This is a genomic window from Streptomyces sp. NPDC020807 (assembly GCF_040641575.1).
Taxonomy (GTDB): Bacteria; Actinomycetota; Actinomycetes; order Streptomycetales; family Streptomycetaceae; genus Streptomyces.
On the sequence record NZ_JBFADU010000007.1, the window covers coordinates 121,180 to 137,234 of the forward strand.

General features: G+C 74.5%; 18 protein-coding genes. 13 read left to right on the top strand and 5 right to left on the bottom strand.

The features are described 5' to 3' along the window. Positions 1-49 precede the first annotated feature (49 nt). Positions 50-487, top strand: a complete 438-nt coding sequence (locus tag AB0G79_RS14165; protein WP_360805487.1) for a hypothetical protein — start codon at positions 50-52, stop codon at positions 485-487. Between the two features lie 99 nt (positions 488-586). Here the strand turns inward: AB0G79_RS14165 and AB0G79_RS14170 are convergent, their stop codons facing one another. Beyond that, positions 587-1,375, bottom strand: a complete 789-nt coding sequence (locus tag AB0G79_RS14170) for an NUDIX domain-containing protein (RefSeq protein WP_360805490.1) — start codon at positions 1,373-1,375, stop codon at positions 587-589. A gap of 98 nt (positions 1,376-1,473) precedes the next feature. Here AB0G79_RS14170 and AB0G79_RS14175 point away from each other — a divergent pair, with 98 nt between their 5' ends. From AB0G79_RS14175 to AB0G79_RS14205, 7 genes are all read left to right on the top strand, one after another. Next, on the top strand, positions 1,474-2,235 hold the full coding sequence (locus tag AB0G79_RS14175; RefSeq protein WP_360805493.1) for a DeoR/GlpR family DNA-binding transcription regulator: 762 nt from the start codon (positions 1,474-1,476) through the stop codon (positions 2,233-2,235). A gap of 72 nt (positions 2,236-2,307) precedes the next feature. Beyond that, positions 2,308-2,649 (top strand): hypothetical protein, encoded by a 342-nt coding sequence (locus tag AB0G79_RS14180; protein WP_360805496.1) that lies wholly within the window; start codon positions 2,308-2,310, stop codon positions 2,647-2,649. A gap of 558 nt (positions 2,650-3,207) precedes the next feature. After that, a complete protein-coding gene (locus AB0G79_RS14185; protein ID WP_360805499.1) occupies positions 3,208-3,933 on the top strand; it encodes an HD domain-containing protein in 726 nt (241 codons plus the stop codon). A gap of 83 nt (positions 3,934-4,016) precedes the next feature. Continuing rightward, on the top strand, positions 4,017-4,667 hold the full coding sequence (locus AB0G79_RS14190; protein ID WP_360805502.1) for a hypothetical protein: 651 nt from the start codon (positions 4,017-4,019) through the stop codon (positions 4,665-4,667). 239 nt (positions 4,668-4,906) lie between these two features. After that, complete coding sequence (locus tag AB0G79_RS14195; protein WP_360805505.1) at positions 4,907-5,104, top strand: hypothetical protein; 198 nt, start codon at positions 4,907-4,909, stop codon at positions 5,102-5,104. Positions 5,105-5,112: 8 nt separating this feature from the next. Continuing rightward, positions 5,113-5,982: a hypothetical protein gene (locus AB0G79_RS14200; protein WP_360805508.1), complete on the top strand. Its 870-nt coding sequence runs from the start codon at positions 5,113-5,115 to the stop codon at positions 5,980-5,982. A gap of 11 nt (positions 5,983-5,993) precedes the next feature. Beyond that, a complete protein-coding gene (locus tag AB0G79_RS14205; RefSeq protein ID WP_360805511.1) occupies positions 5,994-6,584 on the top strand; it encodes a hypothetical protein in 591 nt (196 codons plus the stop codon). Here AB0G79_RS14205 and AB0G79_RS14210 read toward each other — a convergent pair. Continuing rightward, the gene (locus tag AB0G79_RS14210; RefSeq protein ID WP_360805514.1) at positions 6,472-7,851 is read right to left on the bottom strand and encodes a cytochrome P450; all 1,380 of its coding nucleotides are present in this window, start codon (positions 7,849-7,851) and stop codon (positions 6,472-6,474) included. The genes AB0G79_RS14205 and AB0G79_RS14210 overlap by 113 nt on opposite strands. After that, the gene (locus AB0G79_RS14215) at positions 7,848-9,209 is read right to left on the bottom strand and encodes a wax ester/triacylglycerol synthase domain-containing protein (RefSeq protein ID WP_360805517.1); all 1,362 of its coding nucleotides are present in this window, start codon (positions 9,207-9,209) and stop codon (positions 7,848-7,850) included. Before AB0G79_RS14215 ends, AB0G79_RS14210 begins: the two co-directional genes overlap by 4 nt. A gap of 36 nt (positions 9,210-9,245) precedes the next feature. On the opposite strand from AB0G79_RS14215, the gene AB0G79_RS14220 reads away from it, so the two are divergent. The 5 genes from AB0G79_RS14220 (at position 9,246) to AB0G79_RS14240 (ending at position 14,298) form a co-directional block, all read left to right on the top strand. Continuing rightward, complete coding sequence (locus AB0G79_RS14220; protein WP_360805520.1) at positions 9,246-10,556, top strand: cytochrome P450; 1,311 nt, start codon at positions 9,246-9,248, stop codon at positions 10,554-10,556. Next, the gene (locus AB0G79_RS14225; RefSeq protein ID WP_360805523.1) at positions 10,553-11,086 is read left to right on the top strand and encodes an NUDIX domain-containing protein; all 534 of its coding nucleotides are present in this window, start codon (positions 10,553-10,555) and stop codon (positions 11,084-11,086) included. Before AB0G79_RS14220 ends, AB0G79_RS14225 begins: the two co-directional genes overlap by 4 nt. 94 nt (positions 11,087-11,180) lie before the next feature. Beyond that, positions 11,181-12,842 carry a prenyltransferase/squalene oxidase repeat-containing protein gene (locus tag AB0G79_RS14230; protein WP_360805526.1) on the top strand — a complete coding sequence of 554 codons (1,662 nt, stop codon included), beginning with the start codon at positions 11,181-11,183 and terminating at the stop codon, positions 12,840-12,842. Continuing rightward, entirely contained in the window at positions 12,839-13,072 is a 234-nt protein-coding gene (locus tag AB0G79_RS14235) for an acyl carrier protein (protein WP_360805529.1), read from the top strand. The genes AB0G79_RS14230 and AB0G79_RS14235 overlap by 4 nt, the downstream gene beginning before the upstream one ends. After that, positions 13,072-14,298 carry a beta-ketoacyl-[acyl-carrier-protein] synthase family protein gene (locus AB0G79_RS14240; protein ID WP_360805532.1) on the top strand — a complete coding sequence of 409 codons (1,227 nt, stop codon included), beginning with the start codon at positions 13,072-13,074 and terminating at the stop codon, positions 14,296-14,298. Before AB0G79_RS14235 ends, AB0G79_RS14240 begins: the two co-directional genes overlap by 1 nt. A gap of 172 nt (positions 14,299-14,470) precedes the next feature. Here AB0G79_RS14240 and AB0G79_RS14245 read toward each other — a convergent pair whose 3' ends face one another. After that, positions 14,471-15,328 (bottom strand): universal stress protein, encoded by an 858-nt coding sequence (locus tag AB0G79_RS14245; protein WP_360805535.1) that lies wholly within the window; start codon positions 15,326-15,328, stop codon positions 14,471-14,473. Further along, on the bottom strand, positions 15,325-16,020 hold the full coding sequence (locus tag AB0G79_RS14250) for a CBS domain-containing protein (protein WP_360805538.1): 696 nt from the start codon (positions 16,018-16,020) through the stop codon (positions 15,325-15,327). The genes AB0G79_RS14245 and AB0G79_RS14250 overlap by 4 nt, the downstream gene beginning before the upstream one ends. Positions 16,021-16,055 lie beyond the last annotated feature (35 nt).

Genomic DNA, 16,055 nt, shown 5'->3' on the forward strand with positions numbered 1-16,055 from the left:
ACGGACGCCCCGCTTGCGCCGACTCCGCCGAGCCCCGCCGGTCCTCGACGTGGACGACGTGGACGACGTGGACGACGTGGACGACGTGGACGACGTGGAGTTCGGTGCCGTCCTGGTGCCGCCTGGCGCGACCGAGCAGCCCGACAGCGAGCTGGGACTGATCCCTGGGCTCGTCGGGCGGGCGCCGGGGACGGCCTCACCGAGTCCACTCGATGAAGCGCGGTCGCTCAGGTCCGCACGCACCGCCGGCGAGGGCTTCCTCATGACTTCGCTGCACGGCGGCGTCGACCGCGGCCTTCGGTGCGCCCACGGGGATGTACGACCCGGAGTAGGCGACGCACGCCGAATCGCGGACCGGCCACAGCGCCCACGACCCGAACGCGACGACGACGGCCGTCAGCGCGAGCGCGACTGCGATGCGGCGGCCTGGTGCGGGGAGGAGACGGGATGTCACCAGCGAATGGTACGGAGTGAGGCGTCGGGCTGAGGGGCTCACCGGCAGACGATGGCGTCTGAGGGAGGGCGCTCGATGTCTCAGCGGGTGCTCGCGGGTGCGGGCATGGTTCTCTTCCCCCTCGGTGGCCGGTCAGGCGTCGTGCCTCGCGAAGGGGCCGTGGAGTGCCGCCCATTGCAGGAGCAGGATCGTCTTTCCGTCGGTGATGCGGCCGTCGCGCGTCATGTCGAGGGCCTCCGTGAAGGGGAGTTCGAGGACCTCGATGTCCTCGCCGTCCTCTTCGAGTCCGCCTCCCGCACCGGTCCGGTCCGCCGGTGTGTAGGGCGCGGCGAAGAAGTGCAGGCGTTCGGTGACCGAGCCGGGGCTCATGTAGGCGTCGAGTACGTGCGTCAGCGCGCCGAGGGTGACGCCGAGTTCCTCGGCGCTCTCGCGGCGGATCGCCGTGTACGGGTCATCCGCGTCGAGCAGGCCCGCCGCGGCCTCGACGAGCATGCCGTCGGGGTGGTCGTTGACGTAGGCCGGGTAGCGGAACTGGCGGGTCAGCAGCACCCGGCCGCGCGCGGTGTCGTACGGCAGGACCACGGCGCCGTTGCCCCTGTCGTAGGTCTCGCGCTGCTGGGTTTCCCACCGGCCGTCGGACCTGCGGTAGTCGAAGGTGGTGCGCCTCAGGACGTGCCAGCCCTGTGAGGTGACCTCGACGTCGCGCACGCGGACGTGGGGGTTGCGGTCCAGGTCCCGTCCGGCGCGGTCGAGGCCGGTGCGTCCGCGGTGGTCGGGGGTGTCGACGCCTGGGCTACCGGCGGGGCTGGGGCAACTGGGGCGGCTCAGGTGGCTCGGAGCGCCCGGATCGAGCGGAGCGCTCGGAATGCTCGGAGCGCTCGGGTCGGTTGCAGCGCTCGGATCGTTCGGATGGCGGGTCATGCGTTCTCCTGCGGTGTGTGCGTGGGGCGGGGCTCCGTCGCGTACGACGGAGCCGCTAAACTACACGCATAATCGTGCAAGAACAGGAAGGAACGTGCATGCTCGCTGCTGAACGGCGTGACCACCTGCTCGATCTCCTCGCCCGCCAGGGAAAGGTCGTCGCCAAGGACGTCGCCGCCGAACTGGGCATTTCCGAGGACAGCGTGCGGCGCGACCTGCGCGATCTCGCCGCGGAGGGTCTGTGCCAGCGGGTGTACGGGGGCGCTCTCCCCGTCTCCCCGGCGGTCGCCGACTACGCCGCGAGGCAGACCGTCGCCCTGGACGGGAAGCGGAAGGTCGCGCAGCTCGCCGTCGGGCTCGTGCGGCCGGGCGCCGCGCTGATCCTCGACGGCGGCACCACGGCCCTCGCCGCGGCCCGCGCCCTTCCGCGCGATCTCGCCTGCACGGTGATCACCCACAGCCCGACGATCGCGGCGGCGCTGCTCGACCATCCCCAGGCGGAGCTGTTCCTGCTCGGAGGCCGGGTCTTCAAGCACTCGGCGGTCACGTGCGGCGCCGCCGCCGTCGAGGCCGCGCAGAACGTCTCCGCCGACCTCTGTCTGCTCGGCGTCACCGGCGTCCACCCCGAGGCCGGCCTGACGACGGCGGACGCCGACGAAGCCGCGATGAAACGCGCGCTGTCCGCCCGCGCCGCGGACACCTACATCCTCGCCTCCTCCGAGAAGATCGGCACGGCCTCCCGCTTCCGGGTCCTGCCCTGGGAGAACGTCACGGCTCTCCTCACCGACGCCGACGCCCACGACCCCGTGGTCGAGCAACTCGTCGCGTCGGGTGTCGCGGTGCTGACGGCCGACGCCTGACGTGTCAGGGCCTTCCCGACCTGCGCCCTGGGCGTCAGCGAGCCCGTGATCTACGGCGTGACGCTGCCGCTCGTGCGACCCTTCATCACCGCCGACATCGGAGCCGCGGTCGGCGGTGGCCTGGTCGGACTCTTCAGCCGGCTCGGCGTGACCACCGGTTCGACCGCCATCGGCCCGGCCGGCCTGGTCCTCGTCCCGCTCCTGGACGGCAGGAAGGGCATCGGCCCGGCCGCGCTCGTCTACACGGGCGCGTGGTTCGTGGCGGCGGGCGTGGCCTGCGCCGTGACGTACTTCTTCGGCTTCTCGAAGTCGATGCTCGCGGACCTGAACACGGACGCGCCGGAGACGGCGAAGGACGCGACGGACACGAGGAGCACGACGGGTACGAAGGAACGCGAACCGGCCGCCGTCTGACCCCACCGGCCGCGCATCCGACGCCCGCCCGCCGGCGCCGGATGCCCGGCCCGGCCACGTACCCGACCCGAGGACGGAGCGGCCGAGACGGCTTCGCCCACGACCCCCCCACCGACGCCTCCCGAGCCTCCGAGGCTCCTCACGCCTCCGCCGATTCCGCGTCCCCTACGACAGTGGCGAGGAACCGGACCCCCGCTTCCCCGTTTCCGCGCGGCCCTGGTCATCCCCGCCACGATCCTCGGCGCCGGGGTGCTCGTCGTCCTCATGGCCGTACGGTGAAGGGCGCACCGCCCGGCCCCTGGGACCCTGGCCTCCGGCCGGAGCGCACGGCACTCGCCTGGCACCGTACGGCGCTGGCCACCGCGGTCGCCGCGCGGTGCGGAGCGCGGTCAGGAGTTCGTTCTCGTACCGTTGTGCGCCCCGCTCACCGGGACGAGGGTTTTCCCGTCGCGCGCTACGACAATCGAGTGAACGCGACGGGCCCCTTAGCGATCTTCCTGATGGCATGAGCAGCCGTGGTGCCCTTCCTCGGCGGCGCCTCCAGGAGGAAGGCAGTACGTGTCTCACGGCCAGCACGAGCATGTCCGGGTCATCTGTCCGCCGGCGGTCGCGACCCTCGGTACCGCCCGCCACCGGTCCGGCGACGGATGGCTGGCCTCACGCGGACCGGGACAGGTGTTCATGATGGGCGACAACACCACCCTCCCGGCCATGCCGGAACGCCCCACCCTCGCCGACTTCTTCCGCCGGCGGCTCGCGCTCGACCCGTTCACCACGCGGCACATGCTCCAGAGCGCGCGCCGGGCGCGCGAGCAGGGGATGGACGACAGGGTCGTGCTCGCCTGCCTGTTGCACGACATCTCGGTCGCGGTCCTGATGCGCAGCCACCACGGCCACTGGGGCGCGCAGCTCGTGGAGCCGTACGTGGACGAGGAGGTCGCGTGGGCCGTCCGGGAACACGAGACCCTGCGGTACTTCCCCGACGAGAGCGTGGGCTACGGCTACCCCGAGGCCTACAGCGACTTCTTCGGCGCCGAGTACCGGCCGCCGGCGCACACGAGGACCGCCTACGAGGCGGCCCGCCGCCACCGCTGGTACATGTCGGCCCGCATGGTCACGGTCAACGACCTGTACACCTTCGATCCCGAGGCCGAGGTCGACTTCCAGGAGTTCGAGGACGTCGTCGGCCGCCACTTCCGCCAGCCCGCCCAGGGCCTGGGCTTCGACGGCTCTCCGGTGGCCCACATGTGGCGCACCATGATCTGGCCGAACAACTTCCTCTGAGGGGAGGCGTCCCGGCGGCCCCGGCCACTACCCTGTCGTGATCAACCCGCCGGGGCACATGCCGCGTCAGCAGGAGGACAGCGATGGGCACGGACGCGTCGAGCGCGGCGGACGGTGGTGACGTCGTCCGGGCCAGGGCCCGCACCAACCCCTACGCCTACATGTTCAGCGACAGCGAGCTCGACCAGCTGTTGCTGGACCTGGGCCGCCGCAGGGCGGCGAGCATCCGGCGCAACCGTACGGCGGCCGGCTCGGTCCCGTCCCGGGGCGTCTACCCCGAACCCGGCATGGGCTTCGTCATCATGGACCCGACCGCTGACCCGTGGGTGCCGCACGACGCCGCCGTGCTGGGCGTCGTCACGGTCGGCGCCGACGGCCACCGCTGGCTCGTCAACGCGGCGGCGAAGGCCGCCGGCCACCGCCGCCTGGGCCGCAACTACGGGGAGGCGGTCCTCACCGACCCGCACCTCTGCGGGTCCGGCGCGTTCCGCTGGGGCCACTCGGTCGAGGTCCGCGGCGTGATCGTCGGCGCGAGTTCGCAGACCTCCGACCAGGACGCCTTCGAATCGACGCACCTGGCAAGCGAGTTCGTGGCGGCCGTCACCGCACGCCACCTCGCGTGGGAACAGCAGGCGAAGGGCGAGGACTGGCTCTCCCCGGACGACCGCCCGTCGTCCGGGTTCAGGAGGATGGTGGCGGAGTTCCTCCCCGCCGAGGAACCCCTCACCGACTGAGCCAGGAGCCAGCAGCCAGAAGCGAGGAGGCGACCCCCGACCGCCGTCAGTCCGTCGCCCGCAACCGGTCGACGGGGGAGACCCGGGCCGGCCGGTCGCGCCGAGCCCGAATCCCGCCCGTCGGGTCCGGGCTCCGACTTGCGGCACCTGACTCAGGACCACATCCTGAAATGAGGGCGGTGGACTTATCCCAGTCAACGCCCACTGCCCCGACGGAGGCAGGAATGTCTGGACAGCGCTTGACCGAGGAACACGTCGCAATCCTCAGGAAGTCCGGGCTCATCAACTCGGACATCACGATCGATCAGCTCCTGCAGGCCGCGGTCGAACTGGACAAGCTCAATCCGATCGACGAGGTCGCCGTCCCGACGCTGATCGGGAACTGGTACGTCTACCACACGATGAAGGCCGGCGAAGCCGCCGTCCTGGAGCGGTAGTCGCAGCCGTGGCCCCGGAGCTCCCGGTCGGTCTCGCCGCGACCCTGGCCGGGTGGGTCGACCGGGAGCTCGAAGAGTTCACGCCGTGGGCGGGGCCCGGCGTGACGACCTCCCGCTCGTTGCAGAGGTTCGCGGAGCTGGCGATCCTCTACGACGTGCTGGACCGCTCGCCTCTGGACTTCGCCGTGCTCGAGGACCACTGGCGGCCGTTCCTCGAACGGCACCTCGCCGACCCGGCGTTCGGACAGCTCGCCCGGACACGGCTCCCGTGGGCCTGGGCCCTGCTGGTGCCCTACCTGATCCTCCGTCGACGTGGCCTGCGCAGCGTCTATCACGAGGCGACGCTGGCCCACGCGACGCGGGCCGGCTTCCCGTACGCCGCCGAAGTCGTCCCGTACCGGGTACTCGACCAGGCCTACTTCGCGCGCGCCAGCGGCTCCGCCGACGTGCCCCAAGCGGTCTTCGACGAGCTCCTCGGCCGGACCTTCGCCGCCCGCTCGGCGTGCCGCCTGCTGCTGGACCGCGAGGCGACGTACGCCCTCACGCACGCGCTGCTGTACGCGAGCGCGTTCGGTCAGGAGCCCGTGCCCCGGGACGCGTTGCCGAACGTCGCCGCGATCGTCGACAGCATGACCATCGACTGCGCCGTGCACGAGGAGTACGACATGCTCGGCGAACTGCTCACGTGCGGTGCCGTGGTGGAGGGCTGCCGGCCCGAGGTGCGGGCGCTCGCGCTGCCGGTCTTCCTGCAGAGCCTCGACGACACCGGCAGCCTGATGCCGAACGGCCGGGAGACCGAGCGGTCGTTCGCCGCCTGCTACCACACCACCATCGTGGGACTGATCCTGTGTGCATCGTTGACCCGCATGACCTCCTGACCCGACTCGACGTGACCGCCCGCGCGACGCTCCGGTCGCTGGCCGGCGCCCCGCCGGAGATCGCGGCGACCGCCGGGCAACTCGCGCACCTCCTCGCGGAGTCCCGGCCGCTCGTCGCGCCGCTGCCGGGCCCGCGGCCCGGCCAGCTCACGCCCGCCGCCGTGCTGCGCCGCGAGATCCGCGACTACCCGCGGCTCCTCGACGAATCGATCGGAGCGGTCGGCCCCGACCCGGTACTCGGCTACGTGACCGCCGAGTGCGCCCTGGCGGCGTTGCGCCACCAGGACCTGCAGGGAGCCCTCGCGATGCTCTTCCTGTCCACCCTGTGCTCGCGGGAGTGGGAGGAAGGCGCCGTCGAGGCGCTGCACCACGTGCTGGTGTCCACGGACGCCGACGGCGCGGTGGGACTGCTCGAACTCGGCGCCCGGCGCGCCGGAATCGACGCGGCGGAGGAGGCGATGGCACGGCAGGGCCTGGGCCTGCGGTTCGTCACGACGGCGGTGCAGATCCGTGGCGTCGCGGCGCCAGGCGCATCGGGAGGGGGCCCGGGGAGAGGACGATGCGGGGCGCTGGGCGCGGCGGCCGGGTGGAGACCGGGGTGAGGTGCCAGCGGGCGGCGAGGGTGGCGAGGGCGAGGACCGCCTCGGTCATGCCGAAGACGTCACCGATGCACCTGGTCGCGCCGAGACCGAAGGGGACGTAGGCGTCGCGGGGGACCAGGCCGGTCGTCCAGCGGTCCGGGGCGAAGCGGGCAGGGTCGTGGAAGAGGTCGGCGCGGCGGTGGACGAGGTAGAGGCAGCACATGACGGTGGAACCGGCGGGTAAGGGGCGTCCGGCCAGCGTGGTGTCGCGGACGGCCGTCCGGGTCACCGACCAGGCCGGCGGATAGAGGCGCAGCACCTCGCGGACGACGTCGGTCGTGAAGGGCAGCGTGGCCAGGTCCGTGTGGTCGGCGGTCCGCCCGTCGAGGACCGCGTCGACCTCGGCGTGCAGGCGGGCGGAGGCGTCGGGGTCGTCGGCGAGCAGTCGCAGCGCCCAGGCGATGGTCGACGAGGTGGTCTCGGCCCCGGCGAGGACCAGCGTGGCGACCTGGTCGCACAGGTCGGCGTCGGTCAGCGGCCGTCCGTCGGCGTCGCGGGCGGCGAGCAGCAGGGACAGGGCGTCCTCGTGGTCGGTGCCGGTGGCCCGGTAGGCGGCGACGATGTCGGCGACGCCCGTACGCCAGACGGCCAGCGCACGCCGGTAGCGGCGTCGTGCGGGCGAGGGCACGTGGTCGACAACCGGTGCGACGACGCGCGTGTAGACCCCGGGGAGCAGGACTTCGAGTGCGGTACGGAGGTGCTCGGCGGCCCGGTCGGAGATCCCGGCCGAGAACAGGGTGCGTACGGCGACGGCGGTGGTGAGCCGGAAGGTCTCCCGGGTCAGGTCGACCGTGTCGCCGGGGCGCCAGCGGGCGGTGAGCGCCTCGGTCTCGGCCGCCATGGTGGTCGCGTACCGCGCCATGAGGGCCTGCCGGAAGGCGGGTTGGAGGGCGCGCCGCTGCCGGCGGTGCTCGGCGTGGGGGCAGGTGGCGAGCCCGTTGCCGAGCACCGCGCGGATCTTGTCGTAGAGCACACCGCCCCGGTCGAAGTCGTGCCGGTCGGTGAGGATCCGGCGCACGAGCGCGGGTTCGTGCACCACGTGCAGGGTGCGGGTGCCCATGCGGACGCGGACGACGTCGCCGTGGGCGGGGAGCGAGTCCAGGAAGGCGAGGGGCCGCGCCGCGAGGTACGGGAGGTGACCGAGGAGCGGCAGGGCGCCGGGGGCGTCGCCGAAGGCGACGGTGGGGTCGGAGGGGGAGGAGGCGGTGGTGCGCGGGGGGTTGATCACGACGCTCCCGTCGCGGCGGCAGAGGCGGCAGAGGCGGCAGAGGTGCCAGCGGTGCCAGAGGCGGCTGCGGTATCGGACCTCCCGGTGGTCTCCCCGGCGTCCGCCCGCTGTTCGAGCGCGCGCAGCGCCGCCTCCCAGTACTCCGGCAGCCTCGCGGTGTCAGGGAGGGCCGCGTCCGCCAGGAACGTCGTGTGGAGGCGGCGCCGGTGGACGGTCCAGGCGACGAAGAGCGGCTGCCCCGGTACGCGTACCGGCAGGGCGTACACCCCTTGGGCGGGTGTCCCGTCGAAGCCGAGAGGGCGGCGGATCCGCAGGTCCGCGACCATCAGGGGCGTGTAGCGGGCATCGACGGCGCGGGTGAGCGCGAGCCTGCCGAGGCGGTACGGGAGACGGCCGAGCAGCATCCGGTGCGCGTCCGCGAGGGCGGCCAGGCGCGGGTAGTCGACGGCCCGTCCGACGGCGTCGAGCCGCCGCCCGGGGTCGGGTTCGCCGCAGGGCAGGTCCACGCCCGCGACCGCGACGCGGTTGCCGAGAAGGGGAAGGGGCGCGTCGGGGTCGCGGACGTCGATGGCCAGGTTGGCGCGCAGCGTCCGGCCGCGGCCGCCGGGCGTCCAGTCGTCGGGATGCCAGGCCCGGACGGTTTCCGCGGTCAGCGCCAGGCACAACTGGGGCACCGTGGCGCCGAGTCGGCGACCGACGGCGTGCAGCCGCGCCAGGCCGGTGTCGGCGAGGGCGACCGCGGGGCGGTGGGACGGCGGGGTGTCCAGCGCCGACCACCACGTGACCCGGCGCGGCGGCCGGAACTCGGGCAGGACCGCGCGCCAGCGCACCGGCCGCCGACCGGCGAGCCCCGCCCCGGCCCGGACCCGCCGGCGGTCCTCCCGGTCGCCGAGCAGGTGCTCCAGCGTGGCGGAGGCGGCGGCTCCGTCCTGGAAGGCGTGGTGGGCGCGGTAGCAGAGCCCGTAACCCGTTCCGACCCGCCGGATGAGCCACACGCCCCACAACGGCCTGTCACGGGGCAGGGGTTGCGTCATCACCTCGGCCGCCGCCGTCGCCGGATCGGGTGAACCTGGCAGCTCGTACAGATGACGTACGGCATCGAAGCCGGGGTCCGGTTCCCATCGGGGGCGCGCGGCACTCCCCGCGAGCCGGTGGGACAGCTCGGGCAGGGCGGCCGCGCGCTCCCCGAGCCACCGCGCGAGGCGCTCCCGGGAAGGTGGCGGACCCTCCAGGGTGACGAGCGCACCCAGGTGGAGCGCCGAGTCCGTGGGGTGCAGCGCCGCCGTGTCGAGGGAGAGCCGGTCGAGGACCGAGAGGGGGACGGATGGGGCCGGCCGGGGGGAAACCGAAGATCGCACAGATGACTACTATACGTGTTCGTGCGATCACAGAAAATGACGTCAGAGGTGCCGCTCCCCGCCCCGGCGCCCCCGCCCCCGGGCAGTTCCGACGCCCGCCGCATCGAGTTCCTCGACGACCGCGTCGTCGCCGAATGGGCGGCGGCCAAAGCCCCGTTGATCGACCTGCTGCGCCGCGCCTGGACCCCCGGGCGGCTCACCGGATTCCGGCGCGGCGGCCGGGACGCCGTCCTCGTCGCCGACCCCCGGCACGTCCACGAGGTGCTCGGCACCGGCGGCGACCGCTTCGTGAAGAGCGGCGGCCACCGGGCCCGCCCCCTCATCGGCGACGGCATGATCAGCGCCACCGGGGAGCGGTGGCGCACCCAACGCAAGGTGCTCCAGGCGCCGTTCACCGGGCGCGGCATCCAGCGCTGGGAACACCACATCGAGGGCGCGGCCCGGGTCGTCGCCGACCGCTGGGCGGCCAGGGCGCGCACCGGCGAACCGGCCGACCTCGCCGAGGACGCCCAGTTCTTCACCGTGGACACCATCTGGCGCTCCCTCACGGACCACCCGCTCGACGCCGAGACGTACGAGGACCTCGCCGGCGTCCAGGACATCGTCGCCGCGCTCCCCGCGGACGTCGGCGGCGGACAGGGACTGCCCGCCCCGGCAGCCGAGGCCCTCGCCGCCCTCGACGAGCGCATGCACCGGGCCATCGCGGACGCGCGGTCCCGCCACCGCACGGACGCCGCCGGCGCCGGCCTCCTCTTCCGGCTGTTCGACGCGGCGGAGACCGACCCCCGCTACGACGACCGGCTCGTCCGCGACGAACTCGTCACCCTCCTCGTCGCCGGTTACGAGAGCAGCGCACGGACGCTGACCTGGGTGTTCGTCCTCCTCGACCGGCACCCGGAGGTCGCACGGCGGGCGGCGGAGAACCCGGCGCTGATCGAAGGGGTCGTCGCGGAGACCCTGCGCCTCTACCCGTCCGGATGGCTCCTGCCCCGGCAGACCGCCGCCGACGAGACCCTGGACGGCGTGCCCGTCCCGGCCGGCACGGACCTCCTGGTCTGCCCCTACCTCACCCACCGCGACCCCCAGGTGTGGCCGGACCCCGAGGCGTTCGTTCCGGAGCGGTTCCCGGCCGAAGAGCCGCTGCCCCCGGGGGCGTACCTCCCCTTCGGCATCGGCCCCCGCGCCTGCCTCGGCACCCGGTTCGCCATGCGCGAGATGGACGTGCTGCTCGGCGCGCTCCTGCCGCGCTTCGCGATCGAGTCGACCGCACCCGCCGGCGACCCGGTCTTCGGCCTGAACCTGCGCCCGGCGGGCCCCTTCCACGCCGTCGTCCGCGAGCGCCGGTGACCGTCCCCACGGGCCTGCCGACCGCGGACACGGAACGGATCGACCTCGTCGGCCCCGACGACCGCGTCGTGGCCCAGGCCGACCGTGCGGGCACGGCACCGTCCGGTCTGCTGCGCCGTTACGCCGCCACCGTCTGCACCGACCCCTCCGGCCGGGTCCTCCTCTACCGGCGCCCCGCGACGGCCCGCGCCTATCCGGGCCACTACGACATCCTCGTCGGCGGCGCGGTCCGTGCCGGGGAGACCTACCGGGACGCCGCCCTGCGCGAGCTGCGCGAGGAGCTCGGGTACGACACCGCGCCCGCGCTCACCGAGGTCTACCGCGTCCGCGTGGAGGACCCGCACGGCGCGGGCTTCCTCGCCGTCCACGCGTGGCCGGCGGACCGGCCGCCCCGCCCCGACCGGGACGAGATCACCTGGTGCGGCTTCGTCGACCCGCACACCCTCCTCGCCGACGACCGCACCCCCCTGGTCCCGACCGGCGAACAGGCGCTCCGCCGCCTCTTCCCCGGCACCCCACCGCTGCCGTGACGACCCCTCGCCCCCCGGCCCGGCACGGGCCGGGGCGCCGGCCGGGCCCCCGGCCCGGCCCCTCCACCCCCCGACCCCGGAGAGCGCATCCTTCATGCCCCCCTGCGCACCGCCCCTGCGTGACGCCTCCCTCGCCTTCCCCCGTACCAGCGGCGACGTCCCCACGGACGGCCCCGCACTCGACCGGGCCAGAAGCAGCCTGGCCGCCCGGGTCGCCGCCGCGACCGCCCCGGACGGACTGCTGCGCGCCCCCTGCGACAGCCGCCTCCTGGAGTCCTCCCTCGCACTCCACCTGCTCACGGCCCTGGACGTCGACCCGGGCACCCAGGAGCGGCTGGCCCGCCACCTGAAGACGGGTGTGGACGAGGGCGCCCCCGATCCCTTCCAGGAAGCCACCGCGCGCGCGGCCCTCGGCGAGTACGTGGACGGCGCCGCCGCCGTCGACCGGCTGCTCGGCCGGTTCCCCCACTTCACCGCCGGACGCAAACGGCTGATGTTCGGCACGATCCTCGCCGAACTCGGTGCCCACCCACACCTTCCGCTCACCGAATCCCCGGCACCCTTCGACGCCCGCGGCCAGCAACGCTGGCTCGTGACCGAGATGACCGCCCTGAAGGTGCTCCACGCCGTCGGTACCGGCGCACCCGGCACCGTCACCGAGGACGACTGGCGCACCCTCGCCCCCAGCGCCCGGCCGGGACCGCCCCCGTACGGCAACCACCTCGCCCGGCTCCTCGGCCTCCTCGCCCTGCGCCACAGCCCACGGCACGCGCCGCCGGTCCGGGCGCGCGCCGCGGAGGTGCGCGAGTGGCTGCGGCCGGACGGCGGGATGCCGTTCATCACCGGCATGGACGTCTTCGCCACGGCCACCGGAGGCCTGGCCCTCGCGGGTGCGGGCGCCCCGCCGCACACCCTGCTGCCCCTGGCCGAAGCCCTGACCCGGCAGCAGAACCCGGACGGCGGCTGGGGGTTCGACCGGTCCGTCGCCCAGAGCGACATCGACGACACCTCCTACTGCGTCGAGTTCCTCCGCACGACGGCACACCGCGTCCGGCCCGACGGGGTGACCGACGTCGTCCGCGCGGTGGCGGCGGGGGAGGGCTACCTGACGGTCCGGCGGGGCGGGGACGGCGGCTTCCCCACGTTCGAACGCGGCACCGACTCCGAGCCCGCCATGACCGCCGCCGCCGTCAACGCCCTCGCGCCCCGGCCCGGGTTCGCGTCGGTGGTCGAGCCGGCCGTACGGTTCCTGCTCGACCGGGAGGCCGCGGGCGGCCCGTACGAACGGAGCTGGAGCCTCAACGAGAGCAACGCCCTGTTCCGTACCGTCCTCGCCCTCGACTCCTTCCGTGCCTCGGTCCCCTCCCGCCACCCGGCGCTCGCCGACGTCGCACGCGCCCGCGCTCGGGCCGTCGCCCGACTCGTGTCGACCCAACGGGAGGACGGGGGCTGGGGCCACGTGCCCGGCGAACCGAGCGACCCGATCAGCACGGCGTACGCGCTGATCGCCGTGGCCCGCACGCCCTCGGCCCGCGACCACGCGCGCCGCGCCGTCCGCCACCTGCTCGCGCGGCAGCGGCCCGACGGCGGCTTCGACTCCCGCCCCGACCAGGCGGGGCCGCGCCCGCTCGCGTACCACGTACCGCTCCTGACGGACGTGTGCGTCCTGCTCGGCCTCAACCAGGCGGCAGCCACCCCCACGACCCCTCACGCCCCCACCACCCCTCCCACCCCCATGACCGAGGAGACCCGATGACCTTCGACGAACTGAAGCAGCTGCTCACCGAACTCGGCCTCGACGCCGACGACATCACCCCGGAGGCCACCCGCGAGGAGGCCGGACTCGACTCCCTCCTCGTCGTCGAACTGTCGCTGGTGCTCCGCAAGGAGCGGGGCATCCCGGTGCCGGAGGAGGACCTGTACGCCGCCGCGACCGTCGCGGACATCGAGCGGCTCGTCTCCCGCTTCGCCCCGCAGGCCTCCTGATGGCGCCCGGAAGCGGCCGGTCGCGCGGAGCGGGCATCGCGGTCACCGGCGTCGGGCTCTTCACCCCCGCGGGCCCCGACCGGGCGACCACCTGGGAGGCGGTGCGCACCGGGAAGCCCACGGCCGTCCTCGCGGACGCGGACGGCGTCCCGTTCGTCGCCTGCCGGGCCCCGGAGCCGCCCGTACCGCGCGGCGCGAAGGCCCGGCGCCCGGACCGCTCCGCGCTCCTGGCCCTGTGCGCGGCCGGCGAGGCGCTCGCCGACGCCGGCCTCACGGACCGGGCGCGGGACGGAGTCCGTACCGGCGTGGTCGTGGGTACGGGGACGGGAGGCGCGACCACGTACGAGCGGGAACTCGCGGTGCTGCGGGCGGACGGGCCGCGGGACCTGTCGTCCTTCGCCGTACCGGCGGCGCTGCCGAACGGCGTCGCGGGACAGCTCGCCGTCGAGTTCGGGCTCCGCGGCCCCTCGCTCGCGGTGGCGACCGCGTGCGCCGCCGGGGCGAGCGCGATCGGCATCGCCCTCGGCCTGCTGGCCACGGGCCGGTGCGACGTCGTCCTCGCGGGCGGCGCGGAATCCAGCCTCACCCCCTTCTACGTCGCGGGTTTCGACCGGCTGCGGGCCCTGTCGCACCGCTTCCACGATCCGGCCGGGGCCTCGCGGCCCTTCGACGCGGGGCGGGACGGCTTCGTCATGGGCGAGGGCGCCGGATTCCTCGTCCTGGAGCGGGCCGCGGACGCGGCGGCGCGCGGCGCGGCGGTCAGGGCCCTGATCGCGGGCTACGGCGAGACCTCGGACGCCCACCACGTGGTGGCTCCCCGGCCGGACGGCGAGGGGCTGCGCACCGCGGTACGCCTGGCGCTCGCCGAAGCCGCCCGCGAGCCGGGCGACGTCGACCTGGTGAACGCGCACGGCACCGGGACCCCGCTCGGTGACCGCGTGGAGGCGGCCGTCCTGTCCTCCCTCCTCCCGCACCGGCCGCCCGTGACCTCCACCAAGGGCGTCACCGGGCACCTCCTGGGCGCCGCCGGAGCCGTGGAGGCGGCGCTGACGGTGCTGTCGCTCGGGGAGGGGACGGTGCCCCCGACCGCGAACTTCGCGGAGCCCGGGGAGGGCATCGACCTGGACGTCCCGACGACGGCCCGCGCGGCCCGGCTCCGCACGGCGGTGTCGACGTCGGTCGGCTTCGGCGGGCACAACGCGGCCCTCGTCGTCACCACGCCCTGACCCGCGGGAAGGACTCCGTCTCCTTCCCGTGCCGTCGCGAGCGGCAGGGCGGTCCGTGCGGACCGATGGCCGCGGGGCGCGGGCCGGCCCTGCTCGACGGCGTCGTGGGCCCGGGCGTCCGGGACGCCTTCGGCTGTCCGTCGCTCCGCGAACCGACGGTGAGGCACCGGCGTCAGTCGTGGGGCACGACCGCCACCGGCACCGGGCTGTGGTGCAGCACCGCGTGGGCCACGCTGCCGATGTGCGCGCCCAGCGCCGAACGGTGCGACCGCCGGCCCACGACCACGAGCGAGGCGCCCGCGGCGGCCCCGACCAGTTCGAGGGCCGCCGATCCGATCACCACGCGCGGGGCGGCATCGACGTCGGGGAACTTCGCCCGCCACGGGTCCAGGCGCTCGTCGAGCGAACGCCTGATCTCCGGTGCCACGGCGGCGCGCACGTCCGGGACCATGGCCGGTCCCAGCCCCGCGAAGAGCGGAAGCTGTTCCGCGTACACGACGTCCGTCCGGGAGCGCCTCCGGGAGGCTTCCTCGAACGCGAAACCCAGGACGGCGTCCACGGGCTGCCGCACGTCCACCCCGACCACGACGGGCCCCCTCGGCGCCGGCGCCTCGCCCCCCGCCCGTACCAGCACGACGGGCCGCTCGACCGCGGCGGCGACCGTCAGTCCGACCGAGCCGACCAGATAGCCGGCCACCCCGCCGAGCGCCCGGGAGCCGAGGACCAGCAGCTCGCTCTCCTCGGCCGCGGCGACGAGCCCCGGCACGGGCCCCGTGAGCAGCAGACGCGTGGTCACCGACAGTCCGGGATGGCGTCCGCGCAGGTCGTCGGCGACGCGCGCCATCATCCTCTCCGCCCACGCCTCCTTGGCCTCCGGAGTCAGGAACGGTACGAGGATGGCCGGCACGGGTTCCCGCGCGTGCACCAGACACACTCCGGTGCCGCGCAGCGATGCCTCCTGGGCCGCCCACTCCGCGGCGGCGTCCGCCTGCCCCGTGCCGTCCAGACCGACCACGATGCTCCGCGTCATGATCGTCCACCTCCTCGTTCGATGCCGTCGTCGATGCCGTCGTCGACGTCGTACGTGAGTCCGGCGCGGGAGACCGAGACCACGCCGTCCACCATGGCGCACAGGTGCTCCACCGTCGGGAGCATGGCGCGGAACGGCACTCGCCCGGCGAGCTCCACGCGTCCGTCACGCACCTCGACGGCAACGGCGGCCGGCGTGAGGCGGAGCGCGTCGCCGAGCACGTCCCCGACGATCTCCCGGCGGATGTCGTCGTCCTCGCGGAGGAAGACGCCCAACAGGTCGCGACGGCTCACGATGCCCAGCACGTGGTCGTCGGCGTCGACGACGACGAGTCGCTTCACCCTCTGGACCTCCATGAGACGTGCCGCCTCGGCCACGGTCCACTCGGGACGGGCGCACACCGCCGGCGCCGACATCAGCTCCTCCGCCCGTGTCCCGTCGGCCTTGGCCCGCTCCCACGCCTCCAGGTCCGGCACGGCCGGCAGGCCGTCCGGTGCGGCGGCCCGGTCGGCGGTCTTGCGCAGCAGATCCGCCTCCGACACGACCCCCACCACCCGGCCGCCGCCGTCCACCACGGGAGCGGCGGTCACCCGGTTCCGCGCGAGCGTGCGGACGATCTCCTTGAACGGCGCGTCCCCGCGGACGCTCACCACGTCACGGGTCATCAGCCGACCGATCCTGCGGTGCCGCATGACGGTCCTCCTTCGCGGGGCACGGCGGCCCCGAC